General features: G+C 64.1%; 13 protein-coding genes. 9 read left to right on the top strand and 4 right to left on the bottom strand.

What is annotated here, in order from left to right; translation table 11 throughout:
• Positions 1-74: 74 nt before the first annotated feature.
• Positions 75-1304 carry a plasmid replication protein RepC gene (repC, locus tag FNA46_RS14405; RefSeq protein ID WP_143125908.1) on the top strand — a complete coding sequence of 410 codons (1230 nt, stop codon included), beginning with the start codon at positions 75-77 and terminating at the stop codon, positions 1302-1304.
• A gap of 23 nt (positions 1305-1327) precedes the next feature.
• On the opposite strand, the gene FNA46_RS14410 is transcribed toward repC, so the two are convergent.
• On the bottom strand, positions 1328-2833 hold the full coding sequence (locus FNA46_RS14410) for a globin-coupled sensor protein (protein WP_143125909.1): 1506 nt from the start codon (positions 2831-2833) through the stop codon (positions 1328-1330).
• Positions 2834-3093: 260 nt separating this feature from the next.
• Between FNA46_RS14410 and FNA46_RS14415 the strand changes: the two genes are divergently transcribed.
• Positions 3094-3825 (top strand): helix-turn-helix transcriptional regulator, encoded by a 732-nt coding sequence (locus FNA46_RS14415; protein WP_143125910.1) that lies wholly within the window; start codon positions 3094-3096, stop codon positions 3823-3825.
• Positions 3826-4046: 221 nt separating this feature from the next.
• Positions 4047-5810, top strand: coding sequence for a methyl-accepting chemotaxis protein (locus FNA46_RS14420; RefSeq protein WP_185969862.1), 1764 nt, complete (start codon positions 4047-4049; stop codon positions 5808-5810).
• Positions 5811-5898: 88 nt separating this feature from the next.
• Here FNA46_RS14420 and FNA46_RS14425 read toward each other — a convergent pair whose 3' ends face one another.
• Positions 5899-6498: a TetR/AcrR family transcriptional regulator gene (locus FNA46_RS14425; protein ID WP_143125911.1), complete on the bottom strand. Its 600-nt coding sequence runs from the start codon at positions 6496-6498 to the stop codon at positions 5899-5901.
• 71 nt (positions 6499-6569) lie between these two features.
• On the opposite strand from FNA46_RS14425, the gene bdcA reads away from it, so the two are divergent.
• Positions 6570-7283 carry an SDR family oxidoreductase gene (gene bdcA, locus FNA46_RS14430; protein WP_143125947.1) on the top strand — a complete coding sequence of 238 codons (714 nt, stop codon included), beginning with the start codon at positions 6570-6572 and terminating at the stop codon, positions 7281-7283.
• A 25-nt stretch (positions 7284-7308) separates the two neighbouring features.
• On the opposite strand, the gene FNA46_RS14435 is transcribed toward bdcA, so the two are convergent.
• Positions 7309-8637: a J domain-containing protein gene (locus FNA46_RS14435; protein WP_185969863.1), complete on the bottom strand. Its 1329-nt coding sequence runs from the start codon at positions 8635-8637 to the stop codon at positions 7309-7311.
• Between the two features lie 192 nt (positions 8638-8829).
• Positions 8830-9894 (bottom strand): hypothetical protein, encoded by a 1065-nt coding sequence (locus FNA46_RS14440; protein ID WP_210245882.1) that lies wholly within the window; start codon positions 9892-9894, stop codon positions 8830-8832.
• Positions 9895-10406: 512 nt separating this feature from the next.
• Here FNA46_RS14440 and FNA46_RS14445 point away from each other — a divergent pair.
• From FNA46_RS14445 to FNA46_RS14465, 5 genes are all read left to right on the top strand, one after another.
• Positions 10407-12632, top strand: a complete 2226-nt coding sequence (locus FNA46_RS14445; protein WP_143125914.1) for an ATP-binding protein — start codon at positions 10407-10409, stop codon at positions 12630-12632.
• On the top strand, positions 12625-13083 hold the full coding sequence (locus tag FNA46_RS14450) for a response regulator (RefSeq protein WP_143125915.1): 459 nt from the start codon (positions 12625-12627) through the stop codon (positions 13081-13083). Before FNA46_RS14445 ends, FNA46_RS14450 begins: the two co-directional genes overlap by 8 nt.
• Positions 13070-14140 (top strand): sensor histidine kinase, encoded by a 1071-nt coding sequence (locus tag FNA46_RS14455; RefSeq protein ID WP_143125916.1) that lies wholly within the window; start codon positions 13070-13072, stop codon positions 14138-14140. Before FNA46_RS14450 ends, FNA46_RS14455 begins: the two co-directional genes overlap by 14 nt.
• A 592-nt stretch (positions 14141-14732) precedes the next feature.
• The gene (locus FNA46_RS14460) at positions 14733-16565 is read left to right on the top strand and encodes an ATP-binding protein (RefSeq protein WP_143125917.1); all 1833 of its coding nucleotides are present in this window, start codon (positions 14733-14735) and stop codon (positions 16563-16565) included.
• A gap of 188 nt (positions 16566-16753) precedes the next feature.
• Positions 16754-17644, top strand: a complete 891-nt coding sequence (locus tag FNA46_RS14465) for a helix-turn-helix domain-containing protein (RefSeq protein WP_185969864.1) — start codon at positions 16754-16756, stop codon at positions 17642-17644.
• Positions 17645-17751: the final 107 nt, after the last annotated feature.

Consider the following 17751-nt stretch of genomic DNA (forward strand, 5'->3'; position numbering starts at 1 on the left):
GGCTGTTTCCGGCGCGTGATTTTGTGGCCGCATGGTCGCTTTCCGGGCCGCCTTGCCTCCGTGAGGAGATGGCCATGCAAGAGAGACTGGCAACGACGCCGTTTGGCGGCGCTCCGTTGCGTGCGAAGAATTTTGCCCGGATGACGCAGGTCGAACGGCAACAGGAGAGCCTGCGCAAGGGCGAGGGCGGCAATGCCACCGGCACGGCCGACAAATGGCAGCTGATCCGCGCGCTGACCGAGGCGCGGGCGGTCTATGGCCTGTCCGACCGCTCGATCGCGGTGCTGGAGGCGCTGACAAGCTTTCACCCGGCGCGCGAGCTGGATGGCAAGGCGCCGCTGATTGTGTTTCCCTCCAATGCGGAACTGTCGCTGCGCTGCCGCGGCATGTCGCCGGCCACGCTGCGCCGGCATATCGCGGCGCTTGTCGAGGCGGGGCTGATTTTTCGCCGCGACAGTGCCAACGGCAAGCGGTTTTGCCAGCGCGACGACCGCGGCCAGGTCGAAAGCGCCTTCGGCTTCGATCTGGCGCCGCTGGCGCTGGCCGCCGACCGGATCTTTGCCGAGGCCGAGACCGCGCGCGAGACGGCACGTCAGGTGGCGCGGCTGAGGGCCGAGATCAGCCTGCATCTGCGCGATATCGCAAAAACCATCGAGGCGGCGCTGACGGAGGCGCGGACCGGCGACTGGCAGACCTTCATCGAAAGCCTGCAGGCGCTGTCCGGACGCATTGCCCGCAATGGCGAGATCGCCGATCTTTCGGCGCGTGCCAAGGCGCTGCTGTCGCTCCGGATTGCGGTGGAGACGGCTTATCTCGACACCCTTTCCAATGAAGAAATGAGCGCCAGTGACTCCGCTTTTGAGCGCCATATTCAGAATTCAAACACAGACCTCTCACTTGAAAGAAACGGCCAAAGAGTCACAGAGAGGGCGGGACCGGTGGCGGCAAACGCACAGGCAGCGGGGGAGGAACCGCCCAAACTGGAGAGGAAATCGGTCGGCATCGGGCTCAAAGCCTTCCTGGAAGCCTGCCCGCAGATTGCCGATTATGCCCGCGACGGGGTGAAAAGCTGGCGGGACGTGCTGGCGGCGGCCGAGGTGGTCCGCTCCATGCTCGGCATCAGCCCCAGCGCCTGGGCGGCGGCTCGCAGTGCCATGGGCGAGGTGGAGGCGGCGATCGTGATCGCCGCGATCCTGGAGCGGGCAGAGGCGATCCGCTCGCCGGGCGGTTATCTGCGCGACCTGACGGGCAAGGCCGCGAAGGGCCGCTTCTCCATCCATCCGATGCTGAAGGCGCTGCGGTGAGGCGCGGCGCCCGGCGGGAAAGATCAGGCCCGCCGGCGTGGCCGTTCCTCGGCGGGGACGTGACGCTGCTGGCCGCGGGTGCGGAAACGGCCGAGCAGTTCGCCGAGACTGCCGGAGATCGCCACCAGGTTCTGCGTCGAGGCGCTGGTTTCTTCCATCAGCGCCGCGTTGCGCTGGGTGATCTGGTCCATGCTGCGCACCGCCGTGTTGATCTCGTTGATGCCGGAGGATTGCTCGCGGGCCGACTGGGCGATGGAATTGATATGTTCGTTGATGCTGGCGACCCGCTCGCCGATCGTCACCAGCGCTTCACCCGTGCGGTTGACGAGGCTGACGCCGCGGTTGACGTCGGCCGAGGAGCGATCGATCAGGTCCTTGATTTCGCGCGCTGCGGCGGCCGAGCGCTGGGCAAGCTCGCGCACTTCCTGGGCAACGACCGCAAAGCCCTTACCCTGTTCGCCGGCGCGTGCCGCCTCGACGCCGGCATTCAGCGCCAGAAGATTGGTCTGGAAGGCGATGTCGTCGATCACGCCGATGATCTGCGTCATCTTCTGCGACGATCCCTCGATGTCCTGCATGGCGGTGATCGCCTCGCGCACCACCGCGCCGGAGCGCACGGTTTCCTCGGACGAAGCCTGGACGATCTGCTGCACCTCGGCGGTGCGCCTTGCCGTGGAGGCGGAGATCGAGGTGATCTGCTCGAGCGTCGCCGCCGTCTGCTCCAGCGCGGATGCCTGCTGTTCGGCCCGCTTGGCCATGTCGTCGGTCGCGGATGAAATGCCGGTCACCTCGGCGCGCACCTGATCGACGGCGCCGTAAATATCCGACATCGCATTGTTGAGTTCCGCGACGGAGCGATTGTAATTGGCCTTGATCTGCTCGAAATCGGCAGCCAGCGTCTGATGTACCTCCGCTGTCAGGTCGCGCGCCGCCAGCTGGTCAAGAGCGGCATCGATCGCCTTCAGCGCCTCCTGCTGGTCGGCGGCGGCGCGGGCCCGTTCCGCTTCGGTCTTGGCGCGCTCGGCAGCGAGCGCGTCGAGATAGACGGAGATCGCATAGTCCATGTCGAGAAGGGCAGCCTTCACCACCGTGCAAAGCTGCTGTTCCACGGCCTTTGCCTTCTTCTCCACGAACAGGCCCTTCAACTGCGAGCCGATCACCGCCTTGATGATGCCTTCCATGATCATGGCATAGCCGCCGATATACCAGCGCGGTTCCAGGCCGAGCCGCGCATGGGTGCGCCCGACGGTGGAAACCGCATCCACATAGGCCTCGTCATAGCGACCGGACGCAATGCCGTCCCAATGCTGCACCTGGCGGCCCTTGGCATGCGCCACATGGGCGGGATTGCGGAAGAAGGCGGCCGTATGCGGATGGCGTGCCGCCTTTTCATAAAAGACGTCCAGTGCAGGCCCGATGGCGCCCGCCAGCATCGGCCGCATCTCGGCGAGAACACGCCGCTGGGCCTCATCGAGACCGACGAAATCCAGGCGTTCCTTCAGGTGCTGCATCTTTTCATGGGGCGACATGGGCAAACTCCGGGGCAGGCAGGCGGGTTACTTGATTTCGCAGTATTTTAGGCGATATTGATTAATGACGACTTATTGTTGCGTTTCCGATGTCCGGGTTGTGTGCAGGCTAGAAAATGCTGCAGATCCCCCGAAATTCCCTAGATTTTCGACATCAAAAATGCTTCAAGATATGATTACATATCGTAAATTGACTTGGCTTGAGGGAGAGACAGCTCCGATCCTCTGCCACGATCAAGCCTCGAAAGCCCGACGACCACATGCTGAACCGCCCCCTGTTCCGCCGTGCCGACAATCTGGAGGAGTTTGTCGACCTGGCGTCTGTTCCGCGTCATCGCTTCATCCACAACCACCCCTTCATGGAACGCCTGCGCAAGGCCGTGCCTTTCGATTTCGTTGCCGTCAGCGGGCTCGACATCGACCGGTTCCGGTTCGGCTCGGCGCAGTCGCTCGACACCGATTTTCCGCCCGCCTTTCTCGAGGCCTATTACGGCGAGCGCCTCCACCTGACGGATCCCTTCGTGCTGTTGTCGAAGCTCTCCGAGGGCGTCGTGATCGAAAGCGAGGTGCTGAAGGATGTGGAGCTGCCGGAGCGGCTGGCCTATCTGCTGGAAACCTTCAATGTGCGCAACCGCACGCTGTTTCCGATCCGCCGTGGCGACCAGATGTACGGCTCCGTCGGCTTTACCCGTGTCACTCCGTTCGATCCGGACGAGATTGCCTTTCTCGGCGCCATCGCCAAATCCGCCCATACCGAGATCACCCGCCCCCTGATGGAGCGCTTCGCGGCAGCGGAGATGAAACTGTCGACCGGTGAACTGACCTGTCTCCGCCTCGCCTCCGGCGGTCTGACCAGCGAGCAGATCGCGGCGGAAAGCGGCTATCAGGTCGATACGGTCAACACCTATATCAAGAACGCCACGAAGAAGATCGGCGCCTCCAACCGCACCCAGGCGATTGCCGAGGCGATTCGCCGCCGTCTGATCGATTGATGTCCGACCCCTCGACTTCTTGCATACAAACTGCATAATGCAGTGGATTTTCAGGGGCTAATTTACAAAACTTCAATGGAATGCTCCGATAAATCGCTCTAGCGGCGCATGATGCCGGTAGAGCGGCCATGATGGCCGACACTCATTCCCCCTGTCTGACCATTGACCGCGTCCCGCCGGGCGGCGTCCCGCGCCGCGCCGACCGACCGGCAGGAGATCGCATGTCCCCCAGCCCCTTTTCCTCGGATTCCAACCGGGTTCTGTCCGCGATGAACCGCTCTTTTGCGATCATCGAATTCGACCCCTCCGGCCGGATCCTCCGGGCCAATGAAAACTTCTGTACGACGCTCGGCTACCGCGCGGACGAGATCGTGGGGCAGCATCACCGCATCTTCGTGCCGCCGGAAGAGGCCATCGGCGAGGGCTATCAGGCCTTCTGGGCCAAGCTCGGTCGCGGCGAGTTCGACCGGCGCCAGTATCGCCGCATCGCCAAGGGCGGGCGCGAAGTGTGGATCGAGGCCTCCTACAATCCGATCCTGAAGAACGGCCGTGTCTACAAGGTGGTAAAATTCGCAACCGACATCACGGCGCTGAAGCTGGAAGCGGCGGAAAATGCCGGCAAGATCTCGGCCCTGTCGCGCGCTCAGGCGATCATCGAGTTTGCGCCTGATGGCACGATCCTGACGGCCAACGAGAATTTCTGTGCAGCTCTCGGCTATCGGCTCGACGAGATGGTTGGCCGCCACCATTCAATGTTCTGCGATGGCGATTACGTGCGCAGCGACGCCTATCCGCGCTTCTGGGAACAGCTGCGCCGGGGCGAGTTTTCCGCCGGCGAATTCCGCCGCATCGGCAAGGGTGGCCGCGACGTCTTCATCCAGGCCTCCTACAATCCGATCTTCGACATGAAGGGCGAGGTGTTCAAGGTGGTGAAATTCGCCACCGACGTGACGGAGCGGGTCGGCAATGTCAACGTGCTGGGCAACGGCCTGAAGCAGCTTGCCGAGGGGGATCTCACCTTTGGCATCGACATTCCCTTCATCGCCTCGCTGGAACCGCTGCGTCTCGATTACAACGATGCCGTCGGCCGGTTGCGGGAGGCGATGACCGAGGTGCAGCGCAATGCATCCGCCATTGCGGCCGGCTCCGACGAGGTGCGGGCGGCGGCGGATTCTCTGTCGAAACGCACCGAGCAGCAGGCTGCCTCCGTGGAGGAAACGGCGGCCGCGCTGGAGGAGATTACCACCACCGTGGCCGACAGCACACGCCGTGCCCGCGAGGCCGGTGATCTTGTGGAGCGCACCCGCAGCGGCGCCGAGCGCTCCGGCGACGTGGTGCGTCAGGCAATCACCGCCATGGGCGCCATCGAAAACTCGTCCGGCGAGATTTCCTCGATCATCGGCGTGATCGACGAGATCGCCTTCCAGACCAATCTTCTGGCGCTGAATGCCGGCGTGGAAGCGGCGCGTGCGGGGGACGCCGGCAAGGGCTTTGCCGTGGTGGCGCAGGAGGTGCGCGAACTGGCGCAACGGTCCGCCAAGGCCGCCAAGGAGATCAAGGCGCTGATCACCGCCTCGGCCGCCCAGGTGGAACGGGGCGTGACGCTGGTCGCCGAAACGGGCACCGCGCTGCAGGATATCGTCGTGCAGGTGCGAGACATTTCCACCAATGTCGCCGCCATCGTGGAAGGCGCGCGCGAACAGTCGACCGGCCTGTCCGAGATCAACCAGGCCGTCAATACCATCGATCAGGGCACGCAGCAGAATGCGGCGATGGTGGAGGAAAGCAACGCCGCCGCCCACAAGCTGGCCGGCGAGGCGAGCGAACTGTTTCGCCTTGTCTCCCGTTTCCGGCTGGGCGAGGCGGCGATCTCCATCTCCGCCCCGCAGCAGCGTCCCGGCGCTGGCGCCGACCGCACCCGCATCATGCCGCGCGCCCGCCACGGCAACGCGGCCCTGGCGGACAGGGACTGGCAGGATTTTTAAGCCCGGGTCTATTCCCTCCGGGGGGAGGCATGCCGGGCTCGCAACCCTCTGCCTCCAGTACCCGGCACGGCGCGATCGCGTCGCATCATCAACCCGCAGCGGCAAGCTCCCGGGCGACGGCGCGGCCAGCCACGCGCGCGGTCTCCAGTAGTCGGTCGAGCCCGATCCCGTTGCGCGCCTCGGCGGACAGCCCCGCCATGGTGACCGAGACGAAGTCGGTCAGGCGTTGAGCGGTGTCCGGATGAACGGCGGCAATCGAGTGGCGGATCCTGTCCAGTGCGGCTCTATGATAGGCAGCGGCGATCCTGCGCGCCTCCTCGTCATCGCACCCGATCCCTTCCAGCACAAGGCAGCCGGCGGCCGGGGGCCGCGCGACATAACGCCTTGCTGCCTCCTCCAGAACCGCGGCAAGGCTCTCCGCCAGGGGGCGGTCGGGGCGCAGCAGGTCTTCAAGCGGAATCGCGTCGGTCGTCGCATACCGTTCGAGAACCCGGGCATAGAGACCGGCCTTGCTGCCGAAGGCCGCATAGAAGCTTGGCGGGTTGATGCCGAGAGCGGAGGTAATTTCCGCAACCCCCACCGCATCATAGCCGCGAGCATGGAACAGATGCTGCGCCGTGGCCACGCCCTGGCCGGGATCAAAGCGGCGCGGGCGGCCGCGAGGGCGCGAATTATTTGTATCGTTCACTACAAAATACCTTGACGATGGCGTTGGAAGATATATGTAGCACTCGTTACTTTATTTCTCAAGGAGCTTGCATGACCACCTTCCAGGGAAAGTCCGTTCTGGTTCTCGGCGGCAGCCGGGGCATCGGCGCGGCCATCGTTCGCCGTTTTGCCGCTGACGGGGCAAAGGTTCTCTTCACCTATGCCGGCTCCCGGGGCGCGGCAGAGCAATTGGCGGCCGAGACCGGCAGCAGGGCGGTCCACACGGACAGCGCCGATCGTGACGCCGTGATCGCGCGTGTCCGCGACAGCGGACCGCTGGACGTGCTGGTCGTCAATTCCGGCATCGCGATTTTCGGCGATGCGCTGGAACAGGATGCCGATGCGATCGACCGTCTGTTCCAGATCAACATCCAGACCCCGTATCACGCTTCGGTCGAGGCCGCGCGACAGATGCCGGAGGGGGGACGGATCATCGTCATCGGCTCGGTCAATGGCGACCGGATGCCCGTGCCGGGGATGGCGTCCTATGCGGTCAGCAAATCTGCGCTTCAGGGTCTGGCGCGTGGTCTGGCGCGCGACTTCGGGCCGCGCGGGATCACGATCAATATTGTTCAGCCCGGACCGATCGACACCGACGCAAACCCGGAGAATGGCCCGATGCGGGAACTGATGCACAGCTTCATGGCGATCAAGCGTCACGGGCGACCGGAAGAGGTCGCGGCCATGGTTGCCTGGCTCGCAGGCCCCGAGGCTGGTTTCGTAACCGGGGCGATGCACACGATCGACGGCGCGTTCGGCGCCTGACCCGGACCAGCGCAGAAGGAGACCATTATGGGCGTTCGAAGTCCTGAGCTGAAATGCTCTGAGGCCTGATGTTGCCGCCAGGAACCGCATACAGCGTGTACGACAACACCTGTGTGATGATCTCGGTTGTGGTTTGTTCGGTGTTGAGCGTCTCAGCACGAGGAAATTCATCCGCGCCATTTAGTTCCACAAAACGTTGACAACTCACATCCAGCGCGCTTCCGAAAGCATACTGCACCTTATAGCGCCCATCCGGGATCCCGCTGATCCGAGCGGTTTGATTGCTGCGGACAAAGAATGTCGCGACGACGGCTCCAGAAATTTCTGTTCTGACTTTGATGATCGCGTTACCGCCGGCACCGTTGCGGATCTCCAGCGCATGGCCATCGGCAGTCGATAGCCGATTTGGCCCGAGCAGTTGTCCGTTGGGCGGAACGTTCGCACATGTCGGTACATCGGGCGTCGTAACTGCCTTTTGAACATTTTGCTGATATGGTGCCGTTTTCGGAGGTGAGACATATGGTGTTGTCGCCCCGCCATACACGGTGCTTCTACTGCCATTTTGAGAGTCCACAAAAAGGGCCGCTGCCAACGCACCAGGCAGAGCAAAGGCCATGAGGCAATAAGTTGTCGCAGACAGAACTGATGTACGCCAGGGATTTTTTAACTTGCCTTGTTTTGGGTCAACGCCGGACCTTTCGAGCAGACGAGTCAGTTCATCGGCGTTTTTTGCTATCTCTTTATCCAGCGCGTTCTTGGACTGCATCGCAAGCGCGTATGATAGCTGCATATGTCCATGCGAAAGGAATGCAAGCGCGTTGTACCAAATCATCGCCTCGTCGGCGGAGCGCTTATGTTGTCCACCAAAGCCGTTGCCTATGATGGACCCAACTGAATAGAGTGGTCCCCAAGGAACCCCCCACCATCCTGCGATTAAGGTAATGATCGAGGATCTGGCAGCTTCCTTTTTCGCGCAGCTTGCACAAAAAATCCCTTGCACAGGATTACGTGTGGTCATGAATATAAAGCTGTAAACGCGAAAGAATACGATATGTCTTGGCTGTGCCGTGACCTGTCCGCAGCGAGAGCAACAAATCGGGTCGATAACTTTAGTCTGGGTTTCCTGAGTGGGGGCCTTATACGCAGAACGGTCGTATGCTGCTCGGCGGAGAGGATTGCCTAAAACTTCGTAGGCGGCAGCAATTTTCTGGAATTTTTCAGTGTTTTGATCCTGTGAAGTATCCGGATGGGTGTCTTTCGCAAGCTTTCTATAGGCGGTTCTGATTTCATCAGAATTGGCAGATGGCTGTATTCCCAAAGCTCTATAGAGGCCTTGCGGATCGTTATCCGACATGTTCCCCTCAATTTCACGTCGTGTCTGATGTTCATAAGGCATCAACCGTATTAGCGAGGCAACAGGATTTCTGAAGATAGACAGGTTTTCCTAGAATTAATCGACGAGGCACTCTTTAAATTATGGCATCGTTGCTCTCTAAGAGAAAAATTTCTCTTCTATCGCCTTCGCCGCACGGTTCGACCTCACCGCTCACGGCAGCGCCCGCATCTCGCTGTCCGACAGCGGGGCGGGCAGGCCGAGATCGTCGCAAAGCGCGGGAATCTCCTGCGTGGAAAGCCAGAGCAGGAACTGCCTGTCCACCACCTGCAGGCTGCCGCGGGAGGCATCGTAATCGATGACGAAGGGGCGGATGCCGCGCTGGTTCTGCAAGGTCGCGGTAGAGACCAGCGTCTGCGCCACATGGATGCGGTCCAGCGTCTTGCGCCGGGGATGCCGTGCCTTGATGATGCTGTAGATCTTCTTCAGGCGGATGCCGCGCTCCAGCTGGTCGGCGCCGTGGCAGAGCATGGCGTAGATCAGCCATCGCGGCATGTCGAGATCGCTTGCCGCGATGGCGCCGGAAAAGCCCTCGACGAAGCCGGTATAGCGCGCCGCCTGTTCGGTAACGATGCGGCGCACCAGTTCGACCACGTCGAGCCCGGCGCCGACGCCCTGCAGACCATCCTGCCGCTCATGCACCTTCGCGGCCCGGCAGGCACGCCGGCATGCTTCCTGCACCAGATGCACGCTGTCGAAGCAGGCGGCGAGAAGGCCGGTGCTGAAGGCATCGTCGAAGGCAATGCCCAGCATGCCGGCGCCTGTCGTCATCACCTCGGAAAGGCTCTGGGGCGACCAGTGGTCGGTGTTGATCGGCTGCACGCGGTCCGCCAGATCGCCGTTCAGCGTGGAAAGCCGGTTCTCGTCGCGCCAGGCGGCGGCGATCACGAAGGAAATCGCGGTCTTCTCGTGAAAGGTCTTCAGCGAGAAGCTGAACTCGCGCTGCGTGGCTTCCGGCAGGTAATGGAAATCCTCCAGCACGATGTAGCTGGAGAAATTGATGTCTGCGAGCGCCCGAACGATGTCGTTCGGGTCGGACAGATCAAGCCGTCCGGGCTTCGGCCGGATGGGCAGGGCGGGCTCGTCCTGTCCCCCGTCTTGCGCCTCGTCCTGGACATGCTTCACGAAAAACACGGCTTCCTTGAGGATCGAGCAGTGCAGATCGGCCAGCGACCAGCGGTTCTGGCAGGAAACGACGATGTGATCCCTGTCCGCCATGCATTTCTTGCGCAGCGAGGTCTTGCCCTGCCTCGAACTGCCGAATATGATAATATTATCACCTCTCGACATAAGCGTACGAAATGGATGGTCAACATCCGGCCGCTCGACGTAATTGAGGGGCGGATCCCGGCGAATGCCAAAGACGTCGTCGATTGAATAGATGTTCTTCATGCGGCGTCACGACGGTTGCGAATATTGCTTTTTTGCATGTCGCGCCGACAAGGTTCTTGATCTAGGTCGAATGCCGGGCGGTCGTCTGTGCATTAGAAATACGTATCATCATAATCATAAATTATAGTCAGATACTGATTTGCGACAGATACTAGTTTTTGGACTCGGCGCAAGGGAAATTGCACTCCCTGGTGGAAAAATGCTGCGCCGCACCCACCCGACCCGTTCGATCGGCCCGGTTTACATTCCGTTACTCCCTCCTATCTACCTGACCCTACGACCGTCCGGGGCTGAGGCAGGCCCCGTGTGACGGCCCTGCCGCATGATCGGAGACAGGTGTGAACGAAACGGATCCGGATCTGGAAGCCTGCGCGCGCGAGCCGATCCGCGTGCCGGGCGCCATACAACCGCATGGCGCCTTGTTCGTGCTGGCCGGCGCACCGCCGGTGGTGGTGCAGGTCAGCGCCAATCTCGCCGATTACCTGCCGGATGGCGTGCGGCAGGACGCGCCGCTTTTCGGCCCGCTTGCGGACCTGGGCGACAGGCTGGTGCGCTGGCAGGCAAGTGGCGAGCGCTATTTCCAGACGCGGCTGGAAACGGAGGGGCTCATCGCCTCCGCCCACCGGGCGGGCGACCGCGTGATCGTCGAGGTGGAGCGATTGGGCGGCGAACGGCTGGAAGCGGTGTTCAGCCGCCTGCGAAGCTTTACCGCCCAGCTGTCGGACGAGCCGGACATTGCCCGGTCTCTGCCGGCCGTCGCCGGCTTCGTGCAGCAGTTGACGGGCTTCGACCGCGTGCTGGTCTACCGGTTCGATGCGGACTGGAACGGGCAGGTGGTGGCCGAAAGCGGCAATGGCCGGCTGCCTTCCTATCTCGACCTGCGCTTTCCCGCCGCCGATATCCCAGCCCAGGCGCGCGCGCTCTATGCCACCAATCGTCTGCGCATCATTCCCGATGTCGATTACCGTCCCGTGCCGCTGGTGCCGGTGCCTGACCCGCAGACGGGGGACGCGCTGGACATGAGCCAGTGCCAGCTGCGCAGCGTCTCGCCGGTGCATCTCGAATACATGCGCAACATGGGAACCGCCGCCTCGATGTCGGTCTCCATCCTGGTCGATGGAAGGCTGTGGGGGCTCATCTCCTGCCATAGTGCCGGCCCGCACATGGTATCGCAGGCGCTGCGCGAAATCTGCGATTTTGTGGCTCAGGCGCTTGCCATGCGCATCGCGGCGCTGGCCCGCGCAGAGGATGCCGCGCGCCGGGTCATGCTGTCTGCGGTCACGAGCCGGCTCCTGTCTGCCATGTCCTCCGCCCCCGACTGGATGGAGGCGCTGGCGGGTGAAGGCGAGGGGCTGCTTGCCCAGGTCGGGGCGGCGGGTGCGGCGCTCGTCAGCCCGGAGCGGCTGCTGTCGGTGGGCGAGGTGCCGCCGGAAGCGGCGATCCGCCGGCTGGCGGCCTGGCTGGACGCGCAGCCGCGGCAGGACCTGTTTTCCACCGACCGGCTGACCCGCCTGCTCGAGCAGGCGCCGGAGCTTGCCGCCGATCTGGCGCCGGAGATGGCGGCGCGGGCAAGCGGCGTTCTGGCCCTGCCGATCTCGCGGCTGCATGCGGGCTGGCTGATCTGGTTCCGGCCCGAACTGCTGCACACCGTGCGCTGGGGCGGCAATCCGCATGAGAAGGTGCGCGAACAGGGCCGCATCCATCCACGCCAGTCCTTTTCCGCCTGGCAGGAACTCGTGCGTGCCTGCGCCGAACCCTGGAGTGAAGCGGAACTGGCCGCCGCCCGGGCGCTCGGCTCTGCGATCGTCGGTATCGTGCTGCGCAAGGCCGAGGAACTGGCGGAACTGTCCGGCGAGCTGACGCGCGCCAACAAGGAGCTGGAGGCCTTTTCCTATTCCGTCTCGCATGACCTGCGGGCGCCCTTCCGCCACATCGTCGGCTTTGCCGAACTGTTGCGCGAGCGGGAAACCGGGCTGGACGAGAAGTCGCGCCACTATCTGCAGACGATTTCCGATGCGGCCCTTTCGGCCGGGCGGCTGGTGGATGATCTTCTCAACTTTTCCCAGCTCGGTCGCACCGCCCTCGTTACCCGCCCGGTCGACATGGACAAGCTGGTGGCCGAGGTCATCACCTCCGTCACCATGGCGATGGGGAACCGTCGCATCGAATGGCGCGTTTCCCCTCTGCCGGTTGGACTGGGCGATGCCACGCTTCTGCGGCAGGTCTGGTTCAACCTTATCGACAACGCGGTGAAATACACCCGCGACTGCGATCCGGCCCGGATCGTGATTGCAGGAGAAACAAGGAACGACATGGCACTCTATTCGGTGACCGACAATGGCGTCGGTTTCGACATGGCTTACGTGGGCAAGCTGTTCGGCGTGTTCCAGCGCCTGCAGCGGGCCGAGGATTTCGAGGGCACGGGCATCGGCCTGGCGCTCGCCCGCCGCATCGTGGAACGCCACAACGGAAGCATTTCGGCGCATGGCGAACTGGGGCAGGGCGCCTCGTTCACCTTCGCCCTGCCGATGACCACAGAACGGAAAGGTCGAGCCCTTGCCTGAATTGCGCCCCATCCTTCTGGTCGAGGACAGCCCCCGCGACCTAGAGCTGACGCTTGCCGCGCTGGAAAAGTGCCAGCTGGCCAACGAGATCGTGATCGCGCGTGATGGCGCCGAGGCCATGGACTATCTGACCCGCCGCGGTAGTTACCACAACCGGCCGCAGGGCGATCCGACCGTCGTGCTGCTGGATCTGAAACTGCCCAAGATGGATGGGCTCGATGTGCTGGAGCGGGTCAAGACAAGCGACACGCTGCGCCACATTCCCATCGTCATGCTCACCTCGTCGCGCGAGGAGCAGGATCTGGTCAGAAGTTACGAACTGGGTGTCAATGCCTTCGTGGTGAAGCCGGTGGATTTTTCGCAGTTCTTCAAGGCCATTCAGGACCTTGGCGTGTTCTGGGCCCTGCTCAACGAGCCGCCGCCGGGATATCAGCATCATGCACGGATTTGACCTCAACGCGCCGGCCCGCATCCTCATTCTGGAAGACAGCGCGCTCGATGCGGAACTGATCATGCAGCAGCTGAAGACGCTGTCGCCGCCGCCTGCCATCCGCTGTGCCTCCAATCGTGCCGGCTTCATGGAGGCGCTTGAAGGCGGCGGGACGGACGTGATCCTGGCCGATTTCTCGCTGCCCGATTTCGACGGCATGACGGCGCTGGAGCTTGCCCGCCAGCGGCTGCCGGAAACGCCCTTCATATTCGTGTCCGGCGTGCTCGGCGAGGAGGCTGCGATCGAAAGCTTTCGCCACGGCGCCACCGATTACGTGCTGAAACAGCGCCTGATCCGCCTGCCGGCCGCGGTGGAGCGGGCGCTTGCGGAGGCGCGCGAAAAGGCCGAGCGCCGGCGTGGAGAGCAGCATCGCGAGCTTCTCGTGCGCGAGCTCAGCCACCGGGTGAAGAATACGATGGCCATGGTGATGTCGATCGTGCGACGCACCGCCGGCAGCGCCGACACCGTGGAGTCGTATATCGAGACGCTGATGGGGCGCCTGCGCGCCATGGCCGATGCGCATGCGCTGCTGTTCGAGACGAACTGGAACGAGGCCGGCCTCAGGGATGTGATCGAACGCGCCTTTGCCGCCCATCCCGGCTGTCTGGACCGGGTGACCATCGTGCCCGGCCCGCAAACGCCGCTCGATCCGCGCGCGGCACTGTCGCTGTCCATGGTGCTGAACGAGCTTGCGACCAATGCGCTGCGCCACGGGGCGCTGAGTGACGACAGGGGCGAGATCGAAGTGGCCTGGCAGCGCGAGACGGACGGGGGCGGCCGGCCCCGTCTGGTGCTCACCTGGCGCGAACGCGGCGGGCCCGCGGTCTCGGCGCCGGTCGCCGAGCGCTTCGGCACCACGCTCATCCGCCGCACCATCGCCTATGAACTGATGGGCAGCGCGACGCTGGATTTTGCCGAGGACGGGCTTGCCTGCACCATCCGCTTCCCCCTGCAGTCGGCGAGCGCCGAGGCGCTCGGCCCCTCCGCCGCAGACCTGTCCGGCACCCGAAGGGGCTGATCCTTCCGGTGCCTCCCGCCCCTTGCCGCCCCTCGCTGCAGGCCGATCTGTCGAGGGGGAGGCGCGCGGTGCTGTCATCATGCGGTGAGCCCTCTCTGCCAGTTTGAGGACAGCATGTCGAAGGCGTGCCGTCGTCGATGACGTCGGCCGGCGCCTGCCCCGGGCGGCTTTGGAAAGTCAGGGTTCACATTGTACAAATCGGCGTAATTTCCTCCTAGAGCCGAGCCTGTGTCATGCCCTAGGGTCCGGATCCAATCAGCCTGTGTGTTCTGCACGGCGTAATTTCAGTGTCTGGGCCGAAGCGAAGGTGCCGATCATGATCGAACCCTTCCGACGCCTTCAGGCACCGCAAGACGCCGCGTTCGAAGGATTGGCCGGATCTGGCGGCCCGATCGCGAACACGCGAACGCCCCGACTGATGGGCTTTTGACACCGGAGTGCTCTTGGCAAAAAGGAAACCTCTGAAACACTCCATCCCGTTGTTTTCACGCAATTATCGACGCGAAGCCACAGCCCGGTCTCGCGGAAATTGCCCAAGAATGCCGACTGACGTTTTGCTCGAAGGCTTCCCCTTGCCTGAGGATCGTTACCGATGAACCATTGCCCGCGCGCCCCGATCATGCTGTCCGACCGGTTTTGCCTGTCGATCAGCGAGCGCACGCTCTATCGCGATGGCGAGCCGGTGCGCATCGGGGCGCGCGCGCTCGAAATCCTGCTGGTGCTGGCGGAACAGCCCGGCGCGCTGGTGTCCAAGAACGAACTGCTGTCGCGCGTATGGCCGCAGCAGTTCGTCGACGAGACGGCGCTCCGGGTCCATCTGTCCATGCTGCGCCGGCTGCTCGCCTCGGATGGTGACGAGCGCAGGCGCATCGTCAACGAGAATGGTCGCGGTTATCGTCTCGTGCTGCCGACGGGCGAGCCGGAGGTATCGGCGCCGACGCAGCGCGGCATCATCCGCAGTACGCTGCCCGTTGCCATTGCCTCCATGCTGGGACGCGACGAGATGGTGGCGCGCGCCGCCGAGCTGATGGCGACGCGCCGCCTGCTCAGTCTTTGCGGGCCCGGCGGCGTGGGCAAGACGACGCTGGCGCTCGCCGTTGCCACCGCCTTCAGTGCCGCCCATGCGATGCCCGCCCTGTTTGTCGATCTTTCCGCCCTTGGCGGCGATCCGGCCAGCCTTTATGCAGCGCTTGCCCGGCAGGTTCTGCCGGGCGGCGAGCCGGTTGACGGCTGGGCGGTGTACAGGCTGCATGAGGCCGTGACGGCGCCGCTCAGGGCCGCGCCGCTGCTGATCGTTCTCGACAATTGCGAACATGTCATCGACGCGGCGGCGGCCTTTGCCGAGGGGCTTCTCGCCACGCTTCCGCATCTCGTCATCCTGGCGACCAGCCGTGAGCCCCTGCGGGCCGCGGGCGAATGGGTGCTGCAGGTGCCGCCGCTCGGGCTGCCGCCCGAAGGGGCGCCGTCTGCGCCCGTGCAATTGCGCCAGTCGCCGGCGATCCGCCTGTTCATCGAGCGCGCGCAGGCTGTCCGCCCGGATTTCAACCCGGCAACGGCCGATCTCGCCGCCATCGGCCGCCTTTGCCACCAGCTCGACGGTCTGCCGCTGGCGATCGAGATGGCCGCCGCGCGGCTTGCGACCAGCAACCTCGCCGAACTCACCGGTCTCCTGCAGGGCGGCCTTTCCACGCTGACCCATGCGCGGCGTACCGCACCCGAGCGTCACCGCAGCCTGGCGGCGCTGGCGGAATGGAGCCTGGATCTTCTGTCGGCGGCAGAGCGGGACGTGTTCGAGCGGCTCTGCGTGTTCTGTGGCCCCTTCTCGCTCAAGGATGCGCTTGGCGTGCTCGAAGACGCCAGGGATGACGTCACACCGCTGATGGATGCGATTGCCGCGCTGGTGGCGAGATCGCTCGTGGTCGCGCAGCAGGCGGGTGGCGAAACGCGCTACCGGATCCTGAAGACACTGCGCGGCCCAGGCCTTGCGCGCCTTGCCAACCGGTCCGCCGGGCGGGCCGCCATGCGGCAGGTGTGCCGCGCCCATGCCCGCCATGTGTTGACGGAGGCCCGTCGCGGCACGGCGCAGGCCCGCAGCATCGGCATGTTCGAGCCGGTTCCGGCGCTGCTGGAGGAGATGCGCGCCGCCCTTGCCTGGGCCTCCGGCCCGGAGGGCGACAGTGCGCTGGCCGCCGCGCTGGTCGTCAGTTCCTCGCGGCTGCTGCGCGAACTGTCGATGCCTTTTGCCTGCCTCGACCTGCGGGGAACGAAGCTTGCCTGCCTCAGCCGGTCTGTCGGCGTCACCGGGCCCCCGCCGCGGCTTGTCGAGACGCGACGGCCCCCGCCGCCCGGACCGTTTCCCGGTCGCCCCCGCGGTGATCCTCCCCGGCTGTTCGAGCCACGGCTGATCCTTGCCGATCTCGGCTGATGGCCCGCCTTTCCGGTGGCTGCAGTGCCTCAGCCGATATCGTGACCGGCGGTGGCGCGTGCGCCCCTATGCGCAACGGCAGATATGTGCAAGACTGCATGTGCCGCCTTTGCGAGAAGGGTGGTCGCGGACGTGAAGACCGCGCATGCAAGAGCCGGGAGAGGGCCGGTCGAGAGCTGGAGAGCGGGATGCTCAAGCAGGTCGCCAGACGGGATTCTCTGGGGTGCGCCGCCAAGTCCCTGGCAAAGGATCAGGAGCTGTCGCATGGCGGCATCACGCTCTATCGCAAGGGCGTCGTTTCCGACGCCGTCTCGGAAGTGATCCTGCCGGCCAATGATCGCGGCTTTCTGGTGGGCGTCTCGATGTCTGACGGGCACGAGCGACGCATCTTTCACGGCAGGAGCCGCCACGACTACCGGTTCGCCGCCGGCGGCGTCTATCTGCGCAATTTCGCCGAGGATTACCGGGCGGAGATTGTCGGCTCCTTCGATTTCATGCTGTTCGAACTGAGTGCGCTTTTCCTGCGGCAGGTGGCGGAGGAAACCCGCATGCGTCCGGTGGAGGGCCTGTCGGAGCGGGCCGCAGAGGATGATCCGGTGCTCTCCAATCTGGTGCGGGCGCTCGCCCCCTCGCTGGAGCGGCCGGGCGAGGCGCACGGTCTTTTCATCGATCAGCTGTCGCTGGCGATCGCCACCCATCTTCTGCACCGCTATGGCGGCGGGCAGGAGGCACCGGCAACCGTGTCCGCGCTGCTGCCGTACCGGCTGGAAATGCGCGCCAAGGATTTCATCGACGCCAATCTCGACCGGGATGTCTCGATCGGCGAGGTGGCGGAAAGCTGCTCGATGTCGCGCGGCTATTTCATTCGCGCCTTCCGCGAAACGACCGGAACCACGCCCTATCGCTGGCTTCTCGGCCGGCGGGTGGAGCGCGCGCGCCAGCTGGTGGAGGAAACCGACCTGCCGCTGGCGGAAATCGCGACCGCCTGCGGCTTTGCCGACCAGTCGCATCTGAGCCGCCATTTCACCCAGCTGCTCGGCCAGACGCCGGGGCGCCTGCGCCGCACCGGCCGCAGCTGAGACGGCCTTCCCGCGTCCCGGCTGCGGGTGTCGCTTTACCGGGCTTTACGAAACTTTACGGGGCTTAACTGGCTGATTTCCAGTCGGATTCTTAACATCCGGCAATT

Origin of the sequence: Affinirhizobium straminoryzae, from assembly GCF_007004135.1 — a bacterium.
Lineage (GTDB): Bacteria > Pseudomonadota > Alphaproteobacteria > Rhizobiales > Rhizobiaceae > Neorhizobium > Neorhizobium straminoryzae.